Genomic DNA, 17,876 nt, shown 5'->3' on the forward strand with positions numbered 1-17,876 from the left:
CACATTTAAAATTGAGGCGAAATATACAACAAATTAAAAACTGAGCCTCAATAAAAACGAATTTTGCCTACTTTTATAGGCTAAACAAACTCTATATGTTAAACGATCAGATTAAACATGCGCTTGCGGTACTTAAAGATGGTGGTGTAATTCTTTATCCTACCGATACTGTATGGGGTTTGGGCTGTGATGCTACTAATGAACAGGCTGTAGAAAAAATTAACGCCATTAAAGGTCGTAGTAGTGATAAAAGTTTTATCATTTTGTTGGATACAGATGCTAAGCTACAAAGTTATGTTACCGAAATCCCCGAGGTTGCTTATGATTTAATTGAATACACTGAAAATCCTTTGACTATTATTTTTTCGGGAGCAAAGAACCTGGCAAAAAATGTAATTAATGCTGATGGAAGTGTTGGAATTAGGATTGTTAAGCATGATTTCTGCGATCAATTGATACATCGTTTTCGTAAACCCATCACCTCTACCTCTGCTAATTTATCTGGCCAGGCTACTCCAAAAACCTTTGATGAGATAAGTGATGAAATTAAAGATGCTGTTGACTATGTTGTAGACTGGGAGCAGGACTTAAACGTTGATAAAAAACCATCAACCATAATGAAATTAGCACCTGGAGGACAGTTTTCCTTTATTAGAAGGTAAGTTTTACTACTTTTGCAAACTCAGCAATGGAAAAACACCTACAACATCCTGTTTTTAAAGTTCTGGCAGGTATAGCTGCTAAACACAACATTGAAGCCTATGTTATTGGCGGATATGTTCGTGATATTTTCTTGAAAAGACCATCAAAAGATATTGATGTTGTTGTGCTAGGCAATGGAATTACTTTTGCTGAACTAGTGGGTGCGCAACTTAAAACAAAAGTGGCTGTTTTTAAGAATTTTGGGACAGCAATGCTTAAGTTTCAGGATTTGGAAATTGAATTTGTAGGCGCAAGGAAAGAGTCTTATCGTGCGGATTCGCGCAAGCCAATAGTTGAAAATGGTACAATTGAAGATGATCAGCTTAGGCGAGATTTTACCATAAATGCGCTTGCTATTTCTTTAAATAAAGATAATTACGGAAGTCTGGTTGATCCTTTTGACGGCACAGAAGATCTTACAAATAAATTAATCAAAACTCCACTGGATCCGGAGCTTACTTTTTCTGATGATCCTTTGCGCATGATGCGCGCCGTTCGTTTTGCCAGTCAGCTTAGTTTTACTATTGATGAAGCGGCAATAAACGCAATCAAAAAACAAAAAGAAAGAATCAGTATCGTTTCAAAAGAACGCATCACTGATGAACTTAATAAAATCATTCTATCTCCCCTACCTTCTGTCGGCTTCAAGTATTTATTTGATACGGGCTTATTGCACTTGATTTTTCCACAAATGGCCAATTTATATGGCGTGGATATTATTAATGGAAAAGGACATAAAGATAATTTTTATCACACCTTACAGGTTTTAGATAATATTTGCACAGTAACCGATGACCTGTGGTTGCGCTGGGCCGCTATTCTTCATGATATTGCCAAACCGGCAACAAAACGTTTTGAAGAAGGTCATGGCTGGACTTTTCATGGTCATGAGGATAAAGGTGCAAGAATGGTCCCTCAAATTTTTGCTCAGCTTAAACTTCCTCTTAACGAAAAGATGAAGTATGTTCAAAAGCTTGTTCAATTGCACCTTCGCCCTATTGTATTGGCACAAGAAGTAGTAACAGATTCGGCAGTTAGGCGTTTATTATTTGACGCCGGAGAGGATATCGAAAGTTTGATGTTACTATGCAATGCCGATGTAACTACCAAAAACGAATACAAGGTAAAAAAATACAGAAACAACTTTGAACTGGTAAAACAGAAGCTCAAAGATGTTGAAGAGCGCGATAAGATCAGAAACTGGCAACCTCCAATTACAGGAAATGACATTATGCAAGTATTTGGTTTGGGGGCAGGGAAAGAAGTAGGAATCATCAAAAATGCCATTCGTGAGGCCATTTTAGAGGGAGAAATAACAAATTCCTATGATGAAGCGTTACAGTTTATGCTCGAAAAAGCAAAAGAACTGGGCCTTTTACCAGTAACTCGTTAATACAATTATATAAAGTATATTTTATTTTTTAATTTTATAGCTAGAAAATAAGCTCAAATGGCAATTTATAGATTTAGAATAAGTTTCGAAGATTTCGATGAAGTAGTAAGGGAAATAGATATTAAATCGACCCAAACATTTGAAGATTTGCATAAAGCAGTTCACCGTTCAACGGGTTACTCTGCCGAAAAATCTTCGTCCTTTTATGTGAGCACAGATAATTGGATAAAAGGTGATGAAATAGCTTATTTACCAAATCAGCGTAAAATAGATAGAGGGGTCGCTTTAATGGAAAACTCAAAATTGAGTAGCTTCATTGAAGATCCACATCAAAAATTCTATTACATATACAATTTTGACCGCCCTTTTGATTTTCATGTTGAACTGATAAAGATCATCCTGGAAACAGATCCGAACATTGAATATCCTTACCTGGTTAAAAGCACAGGAGAAGCTCCTAAAATTATCGAAAAGAATAATTTTGGCTCGGTTGCTGTATCCTCAAATCCTGTTTCAACAGATTTCGATTTCTTAAATGAAATGGATTTTGTACCGGAAGACACGGACGAACTTGAAGCAATGGGTGGCAGAGGCATTAATACTGAAGAAAAAGATGAGGATGCTGAAGAGGAATCGGAAGATGAATCAGATGAATTCTCTGATAATGACAACTACGAAGACGAAGAATACAATAGTAAAGAGGATTACTAATGCCGAATATGGCATCAGCTAAGACTTTAATTGTTATTGTAGGTCCAACGGCAATAGGGAAAACTGCTTTAGCTATCGAGGTAGCAAAGCAGTTTTCTACTGAAATCATTTCCGCAGATTCCAGACAATTCTTTAAAGAAATGGAAATCGGCACTGCTAAACCTTCTGCTGAAGAGTTAGCTGCCGCCCCACATCATTTTATTAATTCCCACAGTGTAAAAACACTATTCAGTACCGGCGACTTTGAAGTGCAGGCCCTTAAACTAATGGATGAATTGTTTAAAAAACATGATCTTTTAGTTATGGTTGGCGGTTCTGGCCTCTATATTGATGCCATTTGCAAAGGTCTTGATGATCTTCCTAACACAGATATCAACATTCGAGAACAGCTAAATGAGCAGCTTGCATCACAGGGAATTGAATCTATAAAAGCTCAACTGAGCGAGAATGATCCTGAATATTATGCAAAAGTAGATCAGGCCAATCCTCAGCGTATGATAAGGGGGTTAGAATTTTTTCTGTCCACAGGAATGAAACTATCTTCTTTCCTTACTAATAGTAGAAAAAAAAGACCTTTCAACATTATTAAGATTGGTTTAAATACAGACCGCGCTGTACTTTACAATAGAATTAACCTAAGAGTTGACCAGATGATGGATCTGGGCTTACTAGATGAAGTAAAGTCACTAGAGGACTATAGAAGCTACAACGCCCTAAATACAGTGGGTTATTCGGAGCTTTTTGCTTATCTGGATGGAGAAATAGACCTGGAACAAGCTGTTGATAAGATCAAACAAAATACGCGTCGCTTTGCTAAAAGGCAATTGACTTGGTTTAGAAGAGATGACGCCACCACCTGGTTTGAGCCAAACCACACTGATGAAGTCATCACTTACATTAAACAAGCTTTAAGTTAAGCTTGGGCGGTTGGCCCGCCAAAGTTCATTGGGAAACCCGGAGGCTCCTCCTGAGTCTTAATACGTCCGTTTATAGCTTCATATTTTTCTATATTATCTTGCATTGCTGCCAATAATCTTTTTGCATGTTCCGGTGTAAGAATAATACGCGACTTTACTCTTGCTTTAGGTACACCAGGCATTACTCTAATAAAGTCAAGTACAAATTCTGTATTTGAATGGGTAATAATAGCCAAATTAGAAAATATGCCCTCTGCAATCTCTTCAGAAAGTTCTATGTTAAGTTGGTTTTCGTTGTTTTGTTCTTCCATATAACAAACTTAGATATTTTTTATAGTAAAAAAAAAGTCCCCCGACTTTTAAAGGAAGGGGGACTTTTTAGAAAGATTTATTTAAAATTAAGCTCCTATTTCTTCTTGTTTAGAAGCTAATAATTTATCGTATTCTTCTTGAGAACCAACAATGATACGCTCATATCCACGTACACCTGTACCTGAAGGGATTAAGTGTCCAACAATTACGTTTTCTTTCAATCCAAGCATACTGTCACGTTTACCAGCGATAGCTGCTTCGTTAAGTACTTTTGTTGTTTCCTGGAACGATGCTGCAGAGATGAATGATTTCGTACCTAATGATGCACGAGTAATACCTTGCAATACTGAACTCGCAGTTGCAGGTCTTGCATCACGAACTTCAATTTGTTTCAAATCTTTACGTTTCAATTGAGAATTTTCATCTCTTAATTTACGTAAAGAAAGAATTTGACCAGGTTTAACTGTGTTTGAATCACCAGCTTCTACTACAACTTTTTTGTCATAGATCTCATCATTCTCGATCATAAAGTCCCAACGATCCACAGAGTTGTTCTCTAAGAAACTGGTATCACCTGGATCTTCGATATGTACTTTCTGCATCATTTGGTGTACAATAACCTCGAAGTGTTTATCGTTGATTTTCACACCTTGTAAACGGTAAACCTCTTGGATACCATTAACAAGATATTCTTGTACAGCCGCAGGGCCTTTAATTGCTAAAATATCAGCAGGAGAGATAGATCCATCAGATAATGGCATACCAGCTTTCACAAAGTCATTATCCTGAACAAGGATGTGTTTAGACAATGGAACAAGGTATTTTTTAACTTCTCCGTCTTTAGATTCGATAGTCATCTCACGATTACCACGTTTCACACCGCCTAAAGTTACCACACCATCAATCTCAGTTACTACAGCTGGGTTAGATGGATTACGTGCTTCGAATAACTCAGTTACACGTGGTAAACCACCCGTAATATCCCTTGTTTTTCCAGTTGCACGAGGTATCTTAACTAAGATCTGACCAGTTTTAACTGCATCACCTTCATCAATAGCAATGTGAGCACCTACAGGAATGTTATATCCTCTGATTAGTTCACCTTTTTTATCAACAACTCTTACTGAAGGGTTTTTAGTTTTATCACGTGTATCTATAATTACTTTTTCACGGTGACCAGTTTGCTCATCTGACTCTTCACGGAAGGTTACACCTTCAATAATTGCATCAAATTCGATTTTACCGGCAAATTCCGAGATAATTACAGCGTTATATGGATCCCACGAACAAATTCTATCTCCTTTAGCGATTTTAGCTCCATCCTCAACGTACAAGAATGCACCGTAAGGAATGTTGCTCGTCATGATAATCTTATTTGTTTCCGGCTCAACAATTTTAAACTCTCCTGAACGGCCTAAAACAATTTGTTTTACTCCATCTTCAGTATCGTTCTCAACTGTACGAACATTTTCAAATTCGATAACACCATCAAACTTCGCCACAATCTGAGATTCAGCAGCAATGTTCGATGCAGTACCACCCACGTGGAATGTACGTAGTGTTAACTGTGTACCCGGCTCACCGATTGACTGTGCAGCAATTACACCAACAGCCTCACCTTTTTGAACACGTTTACCAGTAGCTAAGTTACGTCCATAACAAAGGGCACAAACACCTCTTTGATTTTCGCAGGTTAATACAGAACGAATTTCAACACCATCAAGAGGAGACTCTTCAATTGTTTTCGCAATTTCTTCAGTAATATCTTGTCCGGCTCCTACTAATAATGCTCCATCCAACGGATTGAACACATCATGTAGAGATATACGTCCTAAAATTCTGTCATATAATGGCTCAACGATATCTTCATTGTCTTTCAACGCTGTAGTATACATACCTCTCAATGTACCGCAATCCTCAGAATTAACGATCATATCCTGTGCCACATCATGTAAACGACGTGTCAAGTAACCAGCATCGGCAGTTTTTAACGCCGTATCCGCCAAACCTTTACGAGCACCGTGAGTAGAGATAAAGTATTCTAATACCGATAATCCTTCTTTAAAGTTAGATAAGATCGGGTTTTCAATAATCTCACCACCAGAACCTGATTTTTGAGGTTTTGCCATCAAACCACGCATACCGCACAACTGACGAATCTGTTCTTTCGAACCACGGGCTCCAGAATCCAACATCATGTAAACTGAGTTAAATCCTTGGTTATCGCTCGATAACTGATTCATCACGAATGATGTTAAACGGTTATTGATACGAGTCCAGATATCGATAATTTGGTTGTAACGCTCGTTGTTGGTAATGAATCCCATGTTATAGTTATTCCTTACCTCTTCAACTTCTGCGGAAGCTTGTTGTAATAAAGTATGTTTTTCAACAGGAATGTTTACGTCTTGTAAGTTAAACGATAAACCTCCTCTGAATGCCATTTGGAAACCTAATTCTTTAATGTCATCAAGGAATCTTGATGCACGAGCCATACCAGTGATTTTAACAACCTCACCGATAATATCTCTTAAAGATTTTTTAGTTAACAATTCATTGATGTAACCAACTTCTTCCGGAACCATTTGATTAAATAGTACACGTCCAACAGTTGTGTCAGTCAATTTATTAACTATAGTTCCATCCTCAATTTTAACATTTACTTTAACTTTAATAAATGCGTGAAGATCAATACGTTTCTCATTATAAGCAATGATAACCTCTTCTGGAGAATAGAATATAGAGTCTTGTCCTTTAACTACACGTCCTTCGTCAGTTCTACGGCCTTTAGTAATATAATAAAGACCCAAAACCATATCCTGTGAAGGTACAGTAATAGGAGTACCGTTTGCAGGGTTTAGAATGTTGTGTGCAGCAAGCATTAATACTTGTGCCTCTAAGATTGCGGCGTGTCCTAATGGTAAGTGTACTGCCATCTGGTCACCGTCAAAATCCGCGTTAAATGCGGTACAAACTAACGGGTGTAATTGAATTGCTTTACCTTCAACCAATTTAGGTTGGAAAGATTGTATACCCAATCTGTGTAACGTAGGTGCACGATTCAGTAATACAGGGTGTCCTTTTAAAACATTCTCTAGAATATCCCAAACTAATGGGTCTTTTCTATCTACAATTTTCTTAGCAGATTTTACTGTTTTAACGATACCTCTTTCTATCATCTTGCGGATGATAAATGGTTTAAATAGCTCAGCAGCCATATCCTTAGGTAAACCGCATTCGTGTAATTTAAGGTTAGGACCTACAACAATTACAGAACGAGCAGAATAATCCACACGTTTACCTAATAAGTTCTGACGGAAACGACCTTGTTTACCTTTCAGAATATCTGAAAGAGATTTTAAAGCACGGTTACCTTCAGTTTTTACAGCGTTTACTTTACGTGAGTTATCAAATAACGAATCAACCGCTTCTTGTAACATACGTTTTTCGTTACGTAAAATTACTTCTGGAGCTTTGATCTCGATCAAACGCTTCAAACGGTTGTTACGGATAATTACACGACGGTATAGATCATTTAAATCTGAAGTCGCAAAACGACCACCTTCTAGAGGTACTAATGGACGCAATTCTGGTGGAATAACCGGAACGATCTTAATGATCATCCACTCTGGATTATTCTCAATACGTGATCTTGAACCACGGAATGCCTCAACAACTTGTAAACGTTTTAATGCTTCGTTTTTACGTTGTTGTGAAGTCTCATTAGCAGCCTGGTGACGTAAGTTATAAGATAAAGTATCTAAATCAATACGTTTTAACAAATCTTCTAATGCTTCAGCACCCATTTTGGCTACGAATTTATTAGGATCTTTGTCATCCAGATATTGGTTCTCTTTAGGTAATTTATCAAGAATATCTAAATATTCTTCTTCAGTAAGGAAATCCATATACTGAATACCTTCTTCAGCCATTAAACCTGGTTGAATTACTACATAACGCTCGTAGTAAATAATCAGATCTAATCTTTTAGTAGGCAAACCTAATAAGTAACCGATTTTATTTGGCAATGAACGGAAATACCAGATATGCGCAACAGGAACTACCAGGTTGATATGTCCCATACGCTCTCTACGTACTTTCTTTTCAGTTACCTCAACACCACAACGGTCGCAAACAATACCTTTATAACGGATACGTTTGTATTTACCACAATGACATTCGTAATCTTTTACAGGACCAAAAATACGCTCGCAAAACAAACCATCACGCTCAGGTTTGTAAGTACGATAATTGATAGTCTCAGGTTTCAACACCTCACCACTTGAGCGCTCTAAAATAGCCTCAGGCGATGCCAAACTAATGGTAATCGATGTGAAATTGCTTTTTAATTTATTATCCTTTTTGTAAGACATAGCTCTTTTGTTTTAGTAGCTAGTAATTAGTAGTTAGTATTTAGAATTGGGCGTTTAGCTTATCTAATTACTAACTACTTAATACTATATACTTAGTCTAACGTAATATCTAAACCTAATCCACGTAACTCATGTACCAATACATTGAATGATTCTGGTACACCTGGTGTAGGAAGGTTTTCGCCTTTTACAATCGCTTCGTAAGTTTTAGCTCTACCGATAACATCATCTGACTTAACAGTTAATATCTCTTGTAGAATGTTGGCAGCACCAAATGCTTCCAATGCCCAAACCTCCATCTCACCAAAACGCTGACCACCAAACTGAGCTTTACCACCCAATGGCTGTTGTGTAATTAATGAGTATGGTCCGATAGAACGAGCGTGCATCTTATCATCAACCATGTGTCCTAGTTTCAACATGTAGATAATACCTACAGTTGTTGGCTGATCAAATTTCTCACCTGTTAAACCGTTATTTAAGTAAGTTCTTCCAGAAGCAGGTAATCCAGCCTTAGCGATCCAGTCTTCAACCTCATTGTGCTTAGCACCATCAAAGATTGGAGTTGCAAATTTAACACCCAATTCTTTACCGGCCCATGCCAATACAGTTTCATAGATCTGACCAAGGTTCATACGTGAAGGTACACCCAGTGGGTTCAACACGATATCAACAGGAGTTCCATCTTCTAAGAATGGCATATCTTCATCACGTACAATACGAGCTACAATACCCTTATTACCGTGACGACCAGCCATCTTATCACCTACTTTTAACTTACGTTTTTTAGCTACATAAACCTTAGCCATCTGAACAATACCTGAAGGCAGCTCATCACCCACACTAATCGCAAACTTATCACGTTTGTAAGCACCAAGTTCTTCGTTTACACGAATACCATAGTTGTGCAATAACAATTTGATCTGCTCATTCTTGTCATCATCAGTAGTCCATTTGTATGGATTAATGTGCGCGTATTCTAAATCAGCTAAACTCTTTTGAGTAAACTTAGCTCCTTTAGGGAATAATAATTCCTTATAAACGTTGTACACACCTTGAGATGTTTTACCGTTTACAATCTGGAATAATTTATCTACAAGCTCATTTTTAAGATTTGTTGTAGCAAGGTCGTATCTCTTGTCTAATTTCTCTATTGCTGATTTCTCTTCAGCTTTAGTAGTTTTCTTAGCTCTCGAGAACAACTTAGTATCAATTACCACACCTTTAATAGATGGAGGTGTTTTTAATGATGCATCTTTAACATCACCAGCTTTATCTCCAAATATTGCACGTAATAATTTCTCTTCCGGCGAAGGATCAGATTCTCCTTTAGGAGTGATCTTACCAATAAGGATATCACCTTCTTTAACTTCAGCACCGATACGGATAATACCGTTTTCATCTAAATCTTTAGTAGCTTCTTCAGAAACGTTAGGGATATCTGGTGTTAATTCCTCTTCTCCACGTTTTGTATCACGTACTTCTAATTCAAACTCTTCAATGTGTAATGAAGTAAAGATATCTTCACGAACAATACGCTCGTTAATTACGATCGCATCCTCAAAGTTATATCCTTGCCAAGGCATGAAAGCAACTTTTAAGTTTCTTCCTAATGCCAATTCACCATTTTCAGTAGCATAGCCTTCACAAAGCACTTGTCCTTTTACAACTTTCTGACCTTTCTTAACGATTGGTTTCAAGTTAATACAAGTATTCTGGTTGGTTTTCTTGAATTTGATTAATTTATAAGTTTTGCTATCACCTTCAAACGATACTAAACGATCTCCATCGTTTCTTACATATTTAATAGTGATCTCATTTGCATCAACATATTCAACAACACCATCGCCTTCTGCATTGATCAATGTTCTTGAATCGCGGGCTACGCGACCTTCCAAACCTGTACCAACGATTGGAGCCTCAGGACGTAACAATGGTACGGCCTGACGTTGCATGTTCGATCCCATCAAAGCCCTGTTCGCATCATCATGCTCAAGGAAAGGAATCAACGAAGCAGCGATCGAAGTAATCTGATTAGGTGCTACGTCCATTAAGTCTAATTTCTCAGGCTCAATAATCGGGAAGTCACCCTCGTAACGCGCTTTTACACGTGGAGTAGTGAAATTACCTTTATCATCATACTCGGCGTTTGCCTGAGCAATTGTTTTACCATCTTCATCCTCAGCAGAAAGGTAAATAACTGGTTCGTCTACAGACACAACACCATTATCTACTTTTTTATAAGGAGTTTCAATGAAACCTAAGTTGTTTATCTTCGCATGAACACAAAGAGACGAGATCAAACCGATGTTTGGTCCCTCTGGAGTTTCAATTGTACATAAACGACCGTAGTGAGTATAGTGAACGTCACGTACCTCGAAACCGGCACGCTCACGTGAAAGACCACCTGGGCCTAAGGCTGACAAACGACGTTTGTGCGTAATCTCTGCCAAAGGATTTGTCTGGTCCATGAACTGAGACAACTGGTTAGTACCAAAGAATGAATTAATAACCGACGATAATGTACGGGCATTAATTAAGTCTGTTGGAGTAAATACCTCGTTGTCACGAATGTTCATACGCTCGCGGATAGTACGCGCCATACGTGCTAGACCAACACCAAATTGAGCGTACAATTGCTCACCTACTGTACGAACACGACGATTCGACAAGTGATCAATATCATCCACTTCTTCTTTAGAGTTGATCAATTTGATCAGATATTTAACAATAGCAATAATATCAGCTTTTGTTAAAACCTTTACGTGATCAGGAGTATCCATTTTCAACTTACGGTTGATACGGTATCTACCTACATCACCTAAATCATAACGTTTATCCGAGAAGAACAAACGCTCAATAATACCTCTAGCAGTTTCCTCATCAGGTGGTTCTGCATTACGCAAAGCACGATAGATGTTTTCAACAGCCTCTTTCTCAGAGTTAGAAGTATCTTTTTGTAAAGTATTATATATAATGGTATAATCAGCCTGGCTTGCACCATCATCTTTAGATAAGATAATAGTTTTAACACCAGCATCAATGATCATATCAATATGGTCATCTTCTAAAACGGTATCCCTATCTAAGATCACTTCATTACGATCTATAGAAACTACCTCACCAGTATCTTCATCAACAAAATCCTCAACCCATTTTCTTAATACTCTTGCAGCAAGTTTACGACCGATATATTTCTTCAAACCTGATTTGCTAACCTTAACCTCATCAGCTAAGTCAAACAATTCAAGGATGTCTTTATCAGAATCATAACCAATAGCACGCAATAAGGTGGTAACCGGGAACTTTTTCTTACGATCAATGTAAGCATACATGACGTTATTTACGTCAGTAGCAAACTCAATCCAAGATCCTTTGAAAGGAATTACACGGGCAGAATAAAGCTTAGTTCCGTTAGTGTGACGGCTTTGACCGAAGAACACACCCGGAGACCTGTGCAACTGAGAAACAATTACACGCTCTGCGCCGTTAATCACAAAAGTACCTTTAGGAGTCATATAAGGTATGGTTCCTAAATATACATCTTGAATGATGGTTTCAAAATCTTCGTGTTCAGCATCATTACAAGAAAGCTTAAGCTTTGCTTTTAATGGAACACTATAAGTTAACCCACGATCAATACACTCAGGTATATCATAACGCGGTGGGTCAATAAAATAATCAAGGAACTCAAGAACAAAGATGTTTCTTGAATCAGTGATTGGGAAGTTTTCAGCAAACACCTTAAATAAACCCTCAGTGTGACGGTTATCCGAAGTTGTCTCTATCTGAAAAAATTCTCTGAATGATTGCAACTGCACATCTAGAAAATCTGGGTAATCTATGATATGCTTACTACGTGCAAAATTTACTCTTTGGTCGACTTTATTTGCCAATGGACTAAAGTTAATTTACTTTAAGAATAAACTATTTGTTTGGTTAGCCGTTAAACAATTCCACCAACCAAACAAGATGAAATGTTTATAAACAGGTATAGACTCCGACTATACAGTCGGAGTCTATGGTTAAAGTTATATTAAAATTAAGTGATTACTTAATTTCAACTACAGCTCCAGCTTCTTCTAATTGAGTTTTCAAAGCATTAGCTTCGTCTTTAGAAACACCAGCTTTTAATTCTTTTGGTGCACCGTCAACTAAGTCTTTAGCTTCTTTCAAACCTAAACCAGTTAAGTCTTTTACCAATTTAACTACTGCTAATTTAGAACCACCAGCTTCTTTCAATATAACATCAAAAGTTGATTTTTCTTCAGCTGCAGGAGCAGCATCACCAGCAGGACCTGCAACAGCAACTGCAGCAGCAGCTGGTTCAATACCATACTCGTCTTTTAAGATTTGAGCTAATTCGTTAACTTCTTTAACTGTTAAGTTTACCAATTGCTCAGCAAACGCTTTTAAATCTGCCATTTTTATAGATTTTAAAAATTTACGTAATAATAATTTATTTAATATGAACTTTTAAGGTGTTCCTTAACCTTCTCTTTCTTGAAGAGTTTTAACAATTCCTGCAATTTTGTTACCGCCAGACTGTAATGCCGAAATAACGTTTTTAGCTGGTGATTGTAATAATCCAATGATGTCTCCGATAAGCTCTTCTCTTGATTTCAAGCTTACTAAAGTATCAAGTTGGTTATCACCAATAAATACTGTTGAATCGATATATGCAGCTTTTAGCTGAGGTTTATCAGTTCCTTTTCTCAAGGCTTTGATCAGCTTAGCTGGACCGTTACCTACTGTTGAGAATAATAATGCTGATTGGCCTTTTAGCGCAACAAAGATCTCTGATGCATCACCTTCTAATCCTTCAATCGCTTTTCTGATTAAAGTATTTTTAGCTACTTGCATTTCAATCCCGCTTTCGAAACATTTACGACGGATACCGTTAATTTTCTCAACAGATAAGCTTGATGTATCGGCAATATAAAAATTACCGTATTCCTGCATCTTCACTTGAAGAGCCGAAACGACTTCGTGTTTTTCTTCTCTGTTCATAATTAGATCCCCGCTACTGATTTAGTTTCGATTGCAATTCCAGGACTCATAGTTGAAGAAACATGAATGCTCTTAAAATAAGTTCCTTTTGCAGCAGATGGTTTTAATTTAGAAATTACTTGAAGAACTTCTAAAGCATTTTCATATATTTTCTCTGCTGGGAATGATACTTTTCCTACTGAAGCGTGTATAATACCACTTTTGTCAACTTTAAAATCAATCTTACCGCCTTTTACGTCAGTTACTGCTTTACCAACTTCGTTAGTTACAGTACCTGATTTAGGGTTTGGCATAAGGTTACGTGGACCTAAAACGCGGCCCAGTTTACCTACTTTTGCCATACAAGCAGGAGTAGTGATAATAATGTCAACATCAGTCCATCCACCTTCAATCTTGGCTACATATTCGTCTAAACCTACAAAATCTGCGCCAGCCGCTTTAGCCTCTTCTTCCTTATCAGGAGTACAAAGAACTAAAACACGTACAGTTTTACCTGTACCGTGTGGTAAAGTTGCAATACCACGTACCATTTGATTGGCTTTACGTGGATCTACACCTAAACTAACATCGATATCAACCGATGCATCAAATTTAGTAGTAGTTATTTCTTTAACCAAAGCAGCCGCATCCTTTAAAGAATACGTTTTACCAGATTCTAGTTTAGCATGTGCCTTTTTTTGATTTTTTGTTAATTTAGCCACTGTTGTAAACTGTTTTTTGTTAATTAATTTGTCCAAGGTGCATCACCACTAACGGTGATTCCCATACTGCGTGCTGTACCGGCAACCATACTCATCGCCGATTCGATAGTGAAAGCATTTAAATCAGTCATTTTATCTTCAGCAATTGACTTAACCTGATCCCAAGTCACCGAACCAACTTTCTTACGGTTGGGCTCAGCAGAACCACTCTGTAATTTAGTAGCATCCTTTAACTGGATAGCAACTGGAGGGGTTTTGATGATAAATTCGAAAGACTTGTCAGCATAAACAGTAATTACAACTGGTAATACTTTACCGGGCTTATCTTGAGTACGAGCATTGAATTGTTTGCAAAACTCCATGATGTTCACCCCCTTAGCACCTAAAGCAGGTCCTACTGGTGGCGACGGATTTGCAGCTCCACCCTTGATCTGTAATTTAACAAGTGCACTGACTTCTTTTGCCATTTTCTGTTTTGTTAATTTGTAATACTCAATGTTAAAATGTTGGAAGCATGTAACATTTAAGATCTTTATCTATTCCTTTTCTACTTGCATATAGTTAAGCTCTAATGGAGTTTTTCTTCCAAAGATTTTAACCATAACTTTTAATTTCTTTTTCTCTTCGTTAACCTCTTCAATAACGCCGGTAAAACCGTTGAACGGTCCATCCATTACTTTAACGTTTTCTCCAACATAGTAAGCAACGTTCATGGTTTCGCTTTGTTGGCTCATCTCATCAACTTTACCTAAAATACGGTTAACTTCTGCCTGGCGCATAGGAACCGGGTTTCCACCTTTATCTCCTAAGAAACCAATAACGCTATTAACATTCTTAATTATATGTTCTAATTCACCATCTAAAATAGCTTCAATTAAAACATAACCTGGATAAAAGTTGCGTTCTTTTGCAATCTTTTTTCCGTCTTTCATTTGATAATACTTTTCCATCGGTATTAATACCTGTGGAACCAAATGCGAAAAGCCTAAACGGCTAATTTCAGAATCAATATACTGTTTTACTTTCTTCTCTTTTCCACTAACGGCCCTAACTACATACCATTTCAACTGATCGTTCATTTAGCTATATTAATTAGAAAGTGATTTATAAAAAGTATCCAAAACGAACGTAGAACCCTTATCCATTGCAAATACAACACATGCAATAATAAGCGAAGCTACTAAAACCAACACTGCAGAATTTTGCAATTCTCCCCATGTAGGCCAAGTAACCTTCTGGGTCATTTCTTCATATGATTCTTTAACAAATTGAACTACTTTAGCCATAATTAATGTTTTGCACGGGAACAAGGATTCGAACCCTGATCAAAGGTTTTGGAGACCTCTATTCTACCGTTGAACTATTCCCGTGTATAATTTACGCCTTTCCGAGCGAATTGATTTTGGTATTAGAACAAAGTACTTAGGCAATCAAAGCCCAAGTACTTTGCTTTATAAATTTGTTCTGTATCTATTGATACTTAGAACTATTTTACGATTTCAGTTACCTGACCAGCACCTACTGTTCTACCACCTTCACGGATAGCGAAACGTAGACCTTTTTCCATTGCGATTGCGTTGATCAATTTAACATTGATAGTAACGTTATCACCTGGCATAACCATTTCAGTTCCTTCAGCTAGTGTAATCTCACCAGTAACGTCTGTGGTACGGAAATAGAATTGTGGACGGTATTTGTTAAAGAATGGAGTGTGACGTCCACCTTCTGCTTTTGATAATACATAGATCTCAGCTTTGAAATCAGTGTGAGGAGTTACAGAACCTGGTTTACAGATAACCATACCACGACGGATATCAGTTTTCTCAATACCACGTAACAATAAACCTACGTTATCACCTGCTTCACCATAATCAAGGATCTTACGGAACATCTCAACACCTGTTACAGTTGATTTAAGATTTTCTGCACCCATACCTAAGATCTCAACTGGATCTCCAGAGTTGATTACACCACGCTCAATACGACCAGTTGCTACAGTACCACGACCAGTGATCGAGAATACATCTTCAACAGGCATTAAGAATGGAAGATCAGTTAAACGTGGAGGAATTGGAATGTAGCTATCAACAGCATCCATTAATTCCATGATTTTACCTACCCATTTTGGATCTCCGTTCAAGCCACCAAGAGCTGAACCTTGAATAACAGGAATATCATCACCAGGGAATTCATAGAATGATAACAATTCACGAACTTCCATTTCTACTAATTCTAACAATTCAGGATCGTCAACCATATCCACTTTATTCATGAATACTACCAACGAAGGAACACCTACCTGACGAGCCAATAGAATGTGCTCACGAGTTTGTGGCATCGGACCATCTGTAGCAGCTACAACAATGATAGCTCCATCCATTTGCGCAGCACCAGTAACCATGTTTTTCACGTAATCCGCGTGACCTGGACAGTCAACGTGTGCATAGTGACGGTTAGCTGTTGAATACTCAACGTGTGCTGTATTAATGGTGATACCTCTTTCTTTTTCCTCAGGAGCTGAGTCAATTGAATCAAATGAACGCGCCTCAGATAAACCAGCATCAGATAACACTTTAGTGATAGCTGCTGTTAAGGTTGTTTTACCGTGGTCAACGTGACCGATTGTGCCGATGTTTAAGTGCGGCTTGCTGCGGTCAAACTTTTCTTTTGCCATGTTTTTATACTTATTAGTAGGTTATAACTTTTTATTTATTTATTGTTTTGATACAATTCAATACAAAAAACCTTGTTCACTCTGCGTTTAAACAGATTCAACAAAGCCTATTACTTTTGAGCCAAAGATGGGACTTGAACCCACGACCTCTTCCTTACCAAGGAAGTGCTCTACCGCTGAGCTACTTCGGCTTTTAATCTCTAGCAGCTTATTATTTAATCCCGTTAAGAATCAACTCCACAATCTCTGCCGACTGCCCACCTTTTTCCATTTAAGAGCGGAAGACGAGGTTCGAACTCGCGACCTATAGCTTGGAAGGCTATCGCTCTACCAACTGAGCTACTTCCGCTTCTTTTTATTGTGGGGAGAGAAGGATTCGAACCTTCGAAGTCTTGCGACAACAGAGTTACAGTCTGTCCCATTTGGCCACTCTGGTATCTCCCCAAAAAAAGAGCCTCCTATCGGGATCGAACCAATGACCTACTGATTACAAGTCAGTTGCTCTACCAGCTGAGCTAAGGAGGCTTATATCATATGCTGCTTACAAATGAAGCAACAAATTTTATAATATTAATCTTTCATAGAACATTCCATTTTAGTTGTTGAGGTAACGCCCTCTCTGAAATGGAATGCAAATCTACAAGAATAATTGATAGACGCAAAATTTATTTTAAAAAAAAATTGGCGAAAGTAACTTCGCCAATTCAATATAAAAAAAATGCTAAAATATGTCCTTAATAATCAGATACTTCATTCGCATTTAAAATTGCCTTATGTTCACTTAATTTTATTCGCGTCTTGTCTTTATGTTTGGTAATTTGCTTTCTTAACGACTCAATTGCTAAATCTGTAGCTTCCTCAAATGATTTACATTGTTCTTTTGCGAACATTGTTCCGCCCGGTACGATCAATTTAATCTCACTTATTTTATTAGCCTCATCATCTACATTCTCTAATTTTAAATAAACTTCGCCACTTATAATCTGATCAAAAAACTGATCTAGCTTATCTACTTTCTTCTGAATGAAATCTAATAACTTCTGGTCTGCATTGAAATGGATCGATTGAACTGTAATTTTCATA

At 37.5% G+C, this 17,876-nt stretch carries 15 protein-coding genes and 5 tRNA genes; 4 read left to right on the plus strand and 16 right to left on the minus strand.

The genetic code is table 11. The features are described from left to right. The first annotated feature begins 95 nt into the window (after window positions 1-95). The 4 genes from HQN83_RS13940 to miaA are packed head-to-tail and all read left to right on the plus strand — an operon-like array spanning window position 96 to window position 3,723. Window positions 96-662, plus strand: a complete 567-nt coding sequence (locus HQN83_RS13940) for an L-threonylcarbamoyladenylate synthase (RefSeq protein ID WP_173090967.1) — start codon at window positions 96-98, stop codon at window positions 660-662. 26 nt (window positions 663-688) lie between these two features. Next, window positions 689-2,095, plus strand: coding sequence for a CCA tRNA nucleotidyltransferase (locus HQN83_RS13945; RefSeq protein ID WP_173090968.1), 1,407 nt, complete (start codon window positions 689-691; stop codon window positions 2,093-2,095). Between the two features lie 57 nt (window positions 2,096-2,152). Continuing rightward, window positions 2,153-2,806, plus strand: coding sequence for an IS1096 element passenger TnpR family protein (locus HQN83_RS13950; protein WP_173090969.1), 654 nt, complete (start codon window positions 2,153-2,155; stop codon window positions 2,804-2,806). Beyond that, the gene (miaA, locus tag HQN83_RS13955) at window positions 2,806-3,723 is read left to right on the plus strand and encodes a tRNA (adenosine(37)-N6)-dimethylallyltransferase MiaA (protein ID WP_173090970.1); all 918 of its coding nucleotides are present in this window, start codon (window positions 2,806-2,808) and stop codon (window positions 3,721-3,723) included. Before HQN83_RS13950 ends, miaA begins: the two co-directional genes overlap by 1 nt. On the opposite strand, the gene HQN83_RS13960 is transcribed toward miaA, so the two are convergent. The 16 genes from HQN83_RS13960 to hpf form a co-directional block, all read right to left on the minus strand. Beyond that, window positions 3,720-4,034: a DUF3467 domain-containing protein gene (locus tag HQN83_RS13960; protein WP_048907295.1), complete on the minus strand. Its 315-nt coding sequence runs from the start codon at window positions 4,032-4,034 to the stop codon at window positions 3,720-3,722. The two genes, miaA and HQN83_RS13960, sit on opposite strands and share 4 nt — an antisense overlap. A gap of 87 nt (window positions 4,035-4,121) precedes the next feature. After that, complete coding sequence (gene rpoC, locus HQN83_RS13965; RefSeq protein WP_173090971.1) at window positions 4,122-8,408, minus strand: DNA-directed RNA polymerase subunit beta'; 4,287 nt, start codon at window positions 8,406-8,408, stop codon at window positions 4,122-4,124. 92 nt (window positions 8,409-8,500) lie between these two features. Next, on the minus strand, window positions 8,501-12,304 hold the full coding sequence (rpoB, locus tag HQN83_RS13970; RefSeq protein WP_173090972.1) for a DNA-directed RNA polymerase subunit beta: 3,804 nt from the start codon (window positions 12,302-12,304) through the stop codon (window positions 8,501-8,503). A 154-nt stretch (window positions 12,305-12,458) separates the two neighbouring features. Beyond that, entirely contained in the window at window positions 12,459-12,833 is a 375-nt protein-coding gene (rplL, locus tag HQN83_RS13975) for a 50S ribosomal protein L7/L12 (RefSeq protein ID WP_173090973.1), read from the minus strand. Between the two features lie 63 nt (window positions 12,834-12,896). Next, window positions 12,897-13,418 carry a 50S ribosomal protein L10 gene (gene rplJ, locus HQN83_RS13980; protein ID WP_173090974.1) on the minus strand — a complete coding sequence of 174 codons (522 nt, stop codon included), beginning with the start codon at window positions 13,416-13,418 and terminating at the stop codon, window positions 12,897-12,899. Between the two features lie 2 nt (window positions 13,419-13,420). Next, complete coding sequence (gene rplA, locus HQN83_RS13985; RefSeq protein WP_084291015.1) at window positions 13,421-14,119, minus strand: 50S ribosomal protein L1; 699 nt, start codon at window positions 14,117-14,119, stop codon at window positions 13,421-13,423. Window positions 14,120-14,142: 23 nt separating this feature from the next. Further along, the gene (gene rplK, locus HQN83_RS13990; protein ID WP_008243137.1) at window positions 14,143-14,586 is read right to left on the minus strand and encodes a 50S ribosomal protein L11; all 444 of its coding nucleotides are present in this window, start codon (window positions 14,584-14,586) and stop codon (window positions 14,143-14,145) included. Window positions 14,587-14,655: 69 nt separating this feature from the next. Further along, window positions 14,656-15,198 carry a transcription termination/antitermination protein NusG gene (gene nusG, locus HQN83_RS13995; RefSeq protein ID WP_131594779.1) on the minus strand — a complete coding sequence of 181 codons (543 nt, stop codon included), beginning with the start codon at window positions 15,196-15,198 and terminating at the stop codon, window positions 14,656-14,658. Window positions 15,199-15,207: 9 nt separating this feature from the next. Continuing rightward, on the minus strand, window positions 15,208-15,405 hold the full coding sequence (secE, locus tag HQN83_RS14000; protein ID WP_048907692.1) for a preprotein translocase subunit SecE: 198 nt from the start codon (window positions 15,403-15,405) through the stop codon (window positions 15,208-15,210). 13 nt (window positions 15,406-15,418) lie between these two features. After that, a tRNA-Trp gene (locus tag HQN83_RS14005) sits at window positions 15,419-15,489 on the minus strand. Between the two features lie 116 nt (window positions 15,490-15,605). Continuing rightward, window positions 15,606-16,793, minus strand: a complete 1,188-nt coding sequence (gene tuf, locus HQN83_RS14010; protein ID WP_173090975.1) for an elongation factor Tu — start codon at window positions 16,791-16,793, stop codon at window positions 15,606-15,608. Window positions 16,794-16,912: 119 nt separating this feature from the next. Further along, a tRNA-Thr gene (locus HQN83_RS14015) sits at window positions 16,913-16,984 on the minus strand. An 85-nt stretch (window positions 16,985-17,069) separates the two neighbouring features. Beyond that, window positions 17,070-17,142, minus strand: a tRNA-Gly gene (locus tag HQN83_RS14020). Between the two features lie 12 nt (window positions 17,143-17,154). Next, window positions 17,155-17,237: transfer RNA gene (locus HQN83_RS14025), tRNA-Tyr, on the minus strand. Window positions 17,238-17,245: 8 nt separating this feature from the next. Beyond that, window positions 17,246-17,318 (minus strand) — tRNA-Thr (locus HQN83_RS14030). 209 nt (window positions 17,319-17,527) lie between these two features. After that, window positions 17,528-17,875 carry a ribosome hibernation-promoting factor, HPF/YfiA family gene (gene hpf / locus HQN83_RS14035; protein ID WP_048907302.1) on the minus strand — a complete coding sequence of 116 codons (348 nt, stop codon included), beginning with the start codon at window positions 17,873-17,875 and terminating at the stop codon, window positions 17,528-17,530. Window position 17,876: the final 1 nt, after the last annotated feature.

Source organism: Pedobacter foliorum (genome assembly GCF_013266735.1).
Classification (GTDB): Bacteria; Bacteroidota; Bacteroidia; order Sphingobacteriales; family Sphingobacteriaceae; genus Pedobacter; species Pedobacter foliorum.

Excerpts from the sequence above, each read along its gene's own strand:
- tuf (WP_173090975.1), bottom strand. The coding sequence starts at position 16,793 with ATGGCAAAAGAAAAGTTTGACCGCAGCAAGCCGCACTTAAACATCGGC.
- HQN83_RS13950 (WP_173090969.1), top strand. The coding sequence starts at position 2,153 with ATGGCAATTTATAGATTTAGAATAAGTTTCGAAGATTTCGATGAAGTA.
- hpf (WP_048907302.1), bottom strand. The coding sequence starts at position 17,875 with ATGAAAATTACAGTTCAATCGATCCATTTCAATGCAGACCAGAAGTTA.
- nusG (WP_131594779.1), bottom strand. The coding sequence starts at position 15,198 with ATGAACGATCAGTTGAAATGGTATGTAGTTAGGGCCGTTAGTGGAAAA.
- HQN83_RS13940 (WP_173090967.1), top strand. The coding sequence starts at position 96 with ATGTTAAACGATCAGATTAAACATGCGCTTGCGGTACTTAAAGATGGT.
- rplK (WP_008243137.1), bottom strand. The coding sequence starts at position 14,586 with ATGGCAAAAGAAGTCAGTGCACTTGTTAAATTACAGATCAAGGGTGGA.
- miaA (WP_173090970.1), top strand. The coding sequence starts at position 2,806 with ATGCCGAATATGGCATCAGCTAAGACTTTAATTGTTATTGTAGGTCCA.
- rpoC (WP_173090971.1), bottom strand. The coding sequence starts at position 8,408 with ATGTCTTACAAAAAGGATAATAAATTAAAAAGCAATTTCACATCGATT.
- secE (WP_048907692.1), bottom strand. The coding sequence starts at position 15,405 with ATGGCTAAAGTAGTTCAATTTGTTAAAGAATCATATGAAGAAATGACC.
- HQN83_RS13960 (WP_048907295.1), bottom strand. The coding sequence starts at position 4,034 with ATGGAAGAACAAAACAACGAAAACCAACTTAACATAGAACTTTCTGAA.
- rplL (WP_173090973.1), bottom strand. The coding sequence starts at position 12,833 with ATGGCAGATTTAAAAGCGTTTGCTGAGCAATTGGTAAACTTAACAGTT.
- HQN83_RS13945 (WP_173090968.1), top strand. The coding sequence starts at position 689 with ATGGAAAAACACCTACAACATCCTGTTTTTAAAGTTCTGGCAGGTATA.
- rplJ (WP_173090974.1), bottom strand. The coding sequence starts at position 13,418 with ATGAACAGAGAAGAAAAACACGAAGTCGTTTCGGCTCTTCAAGTGAAG.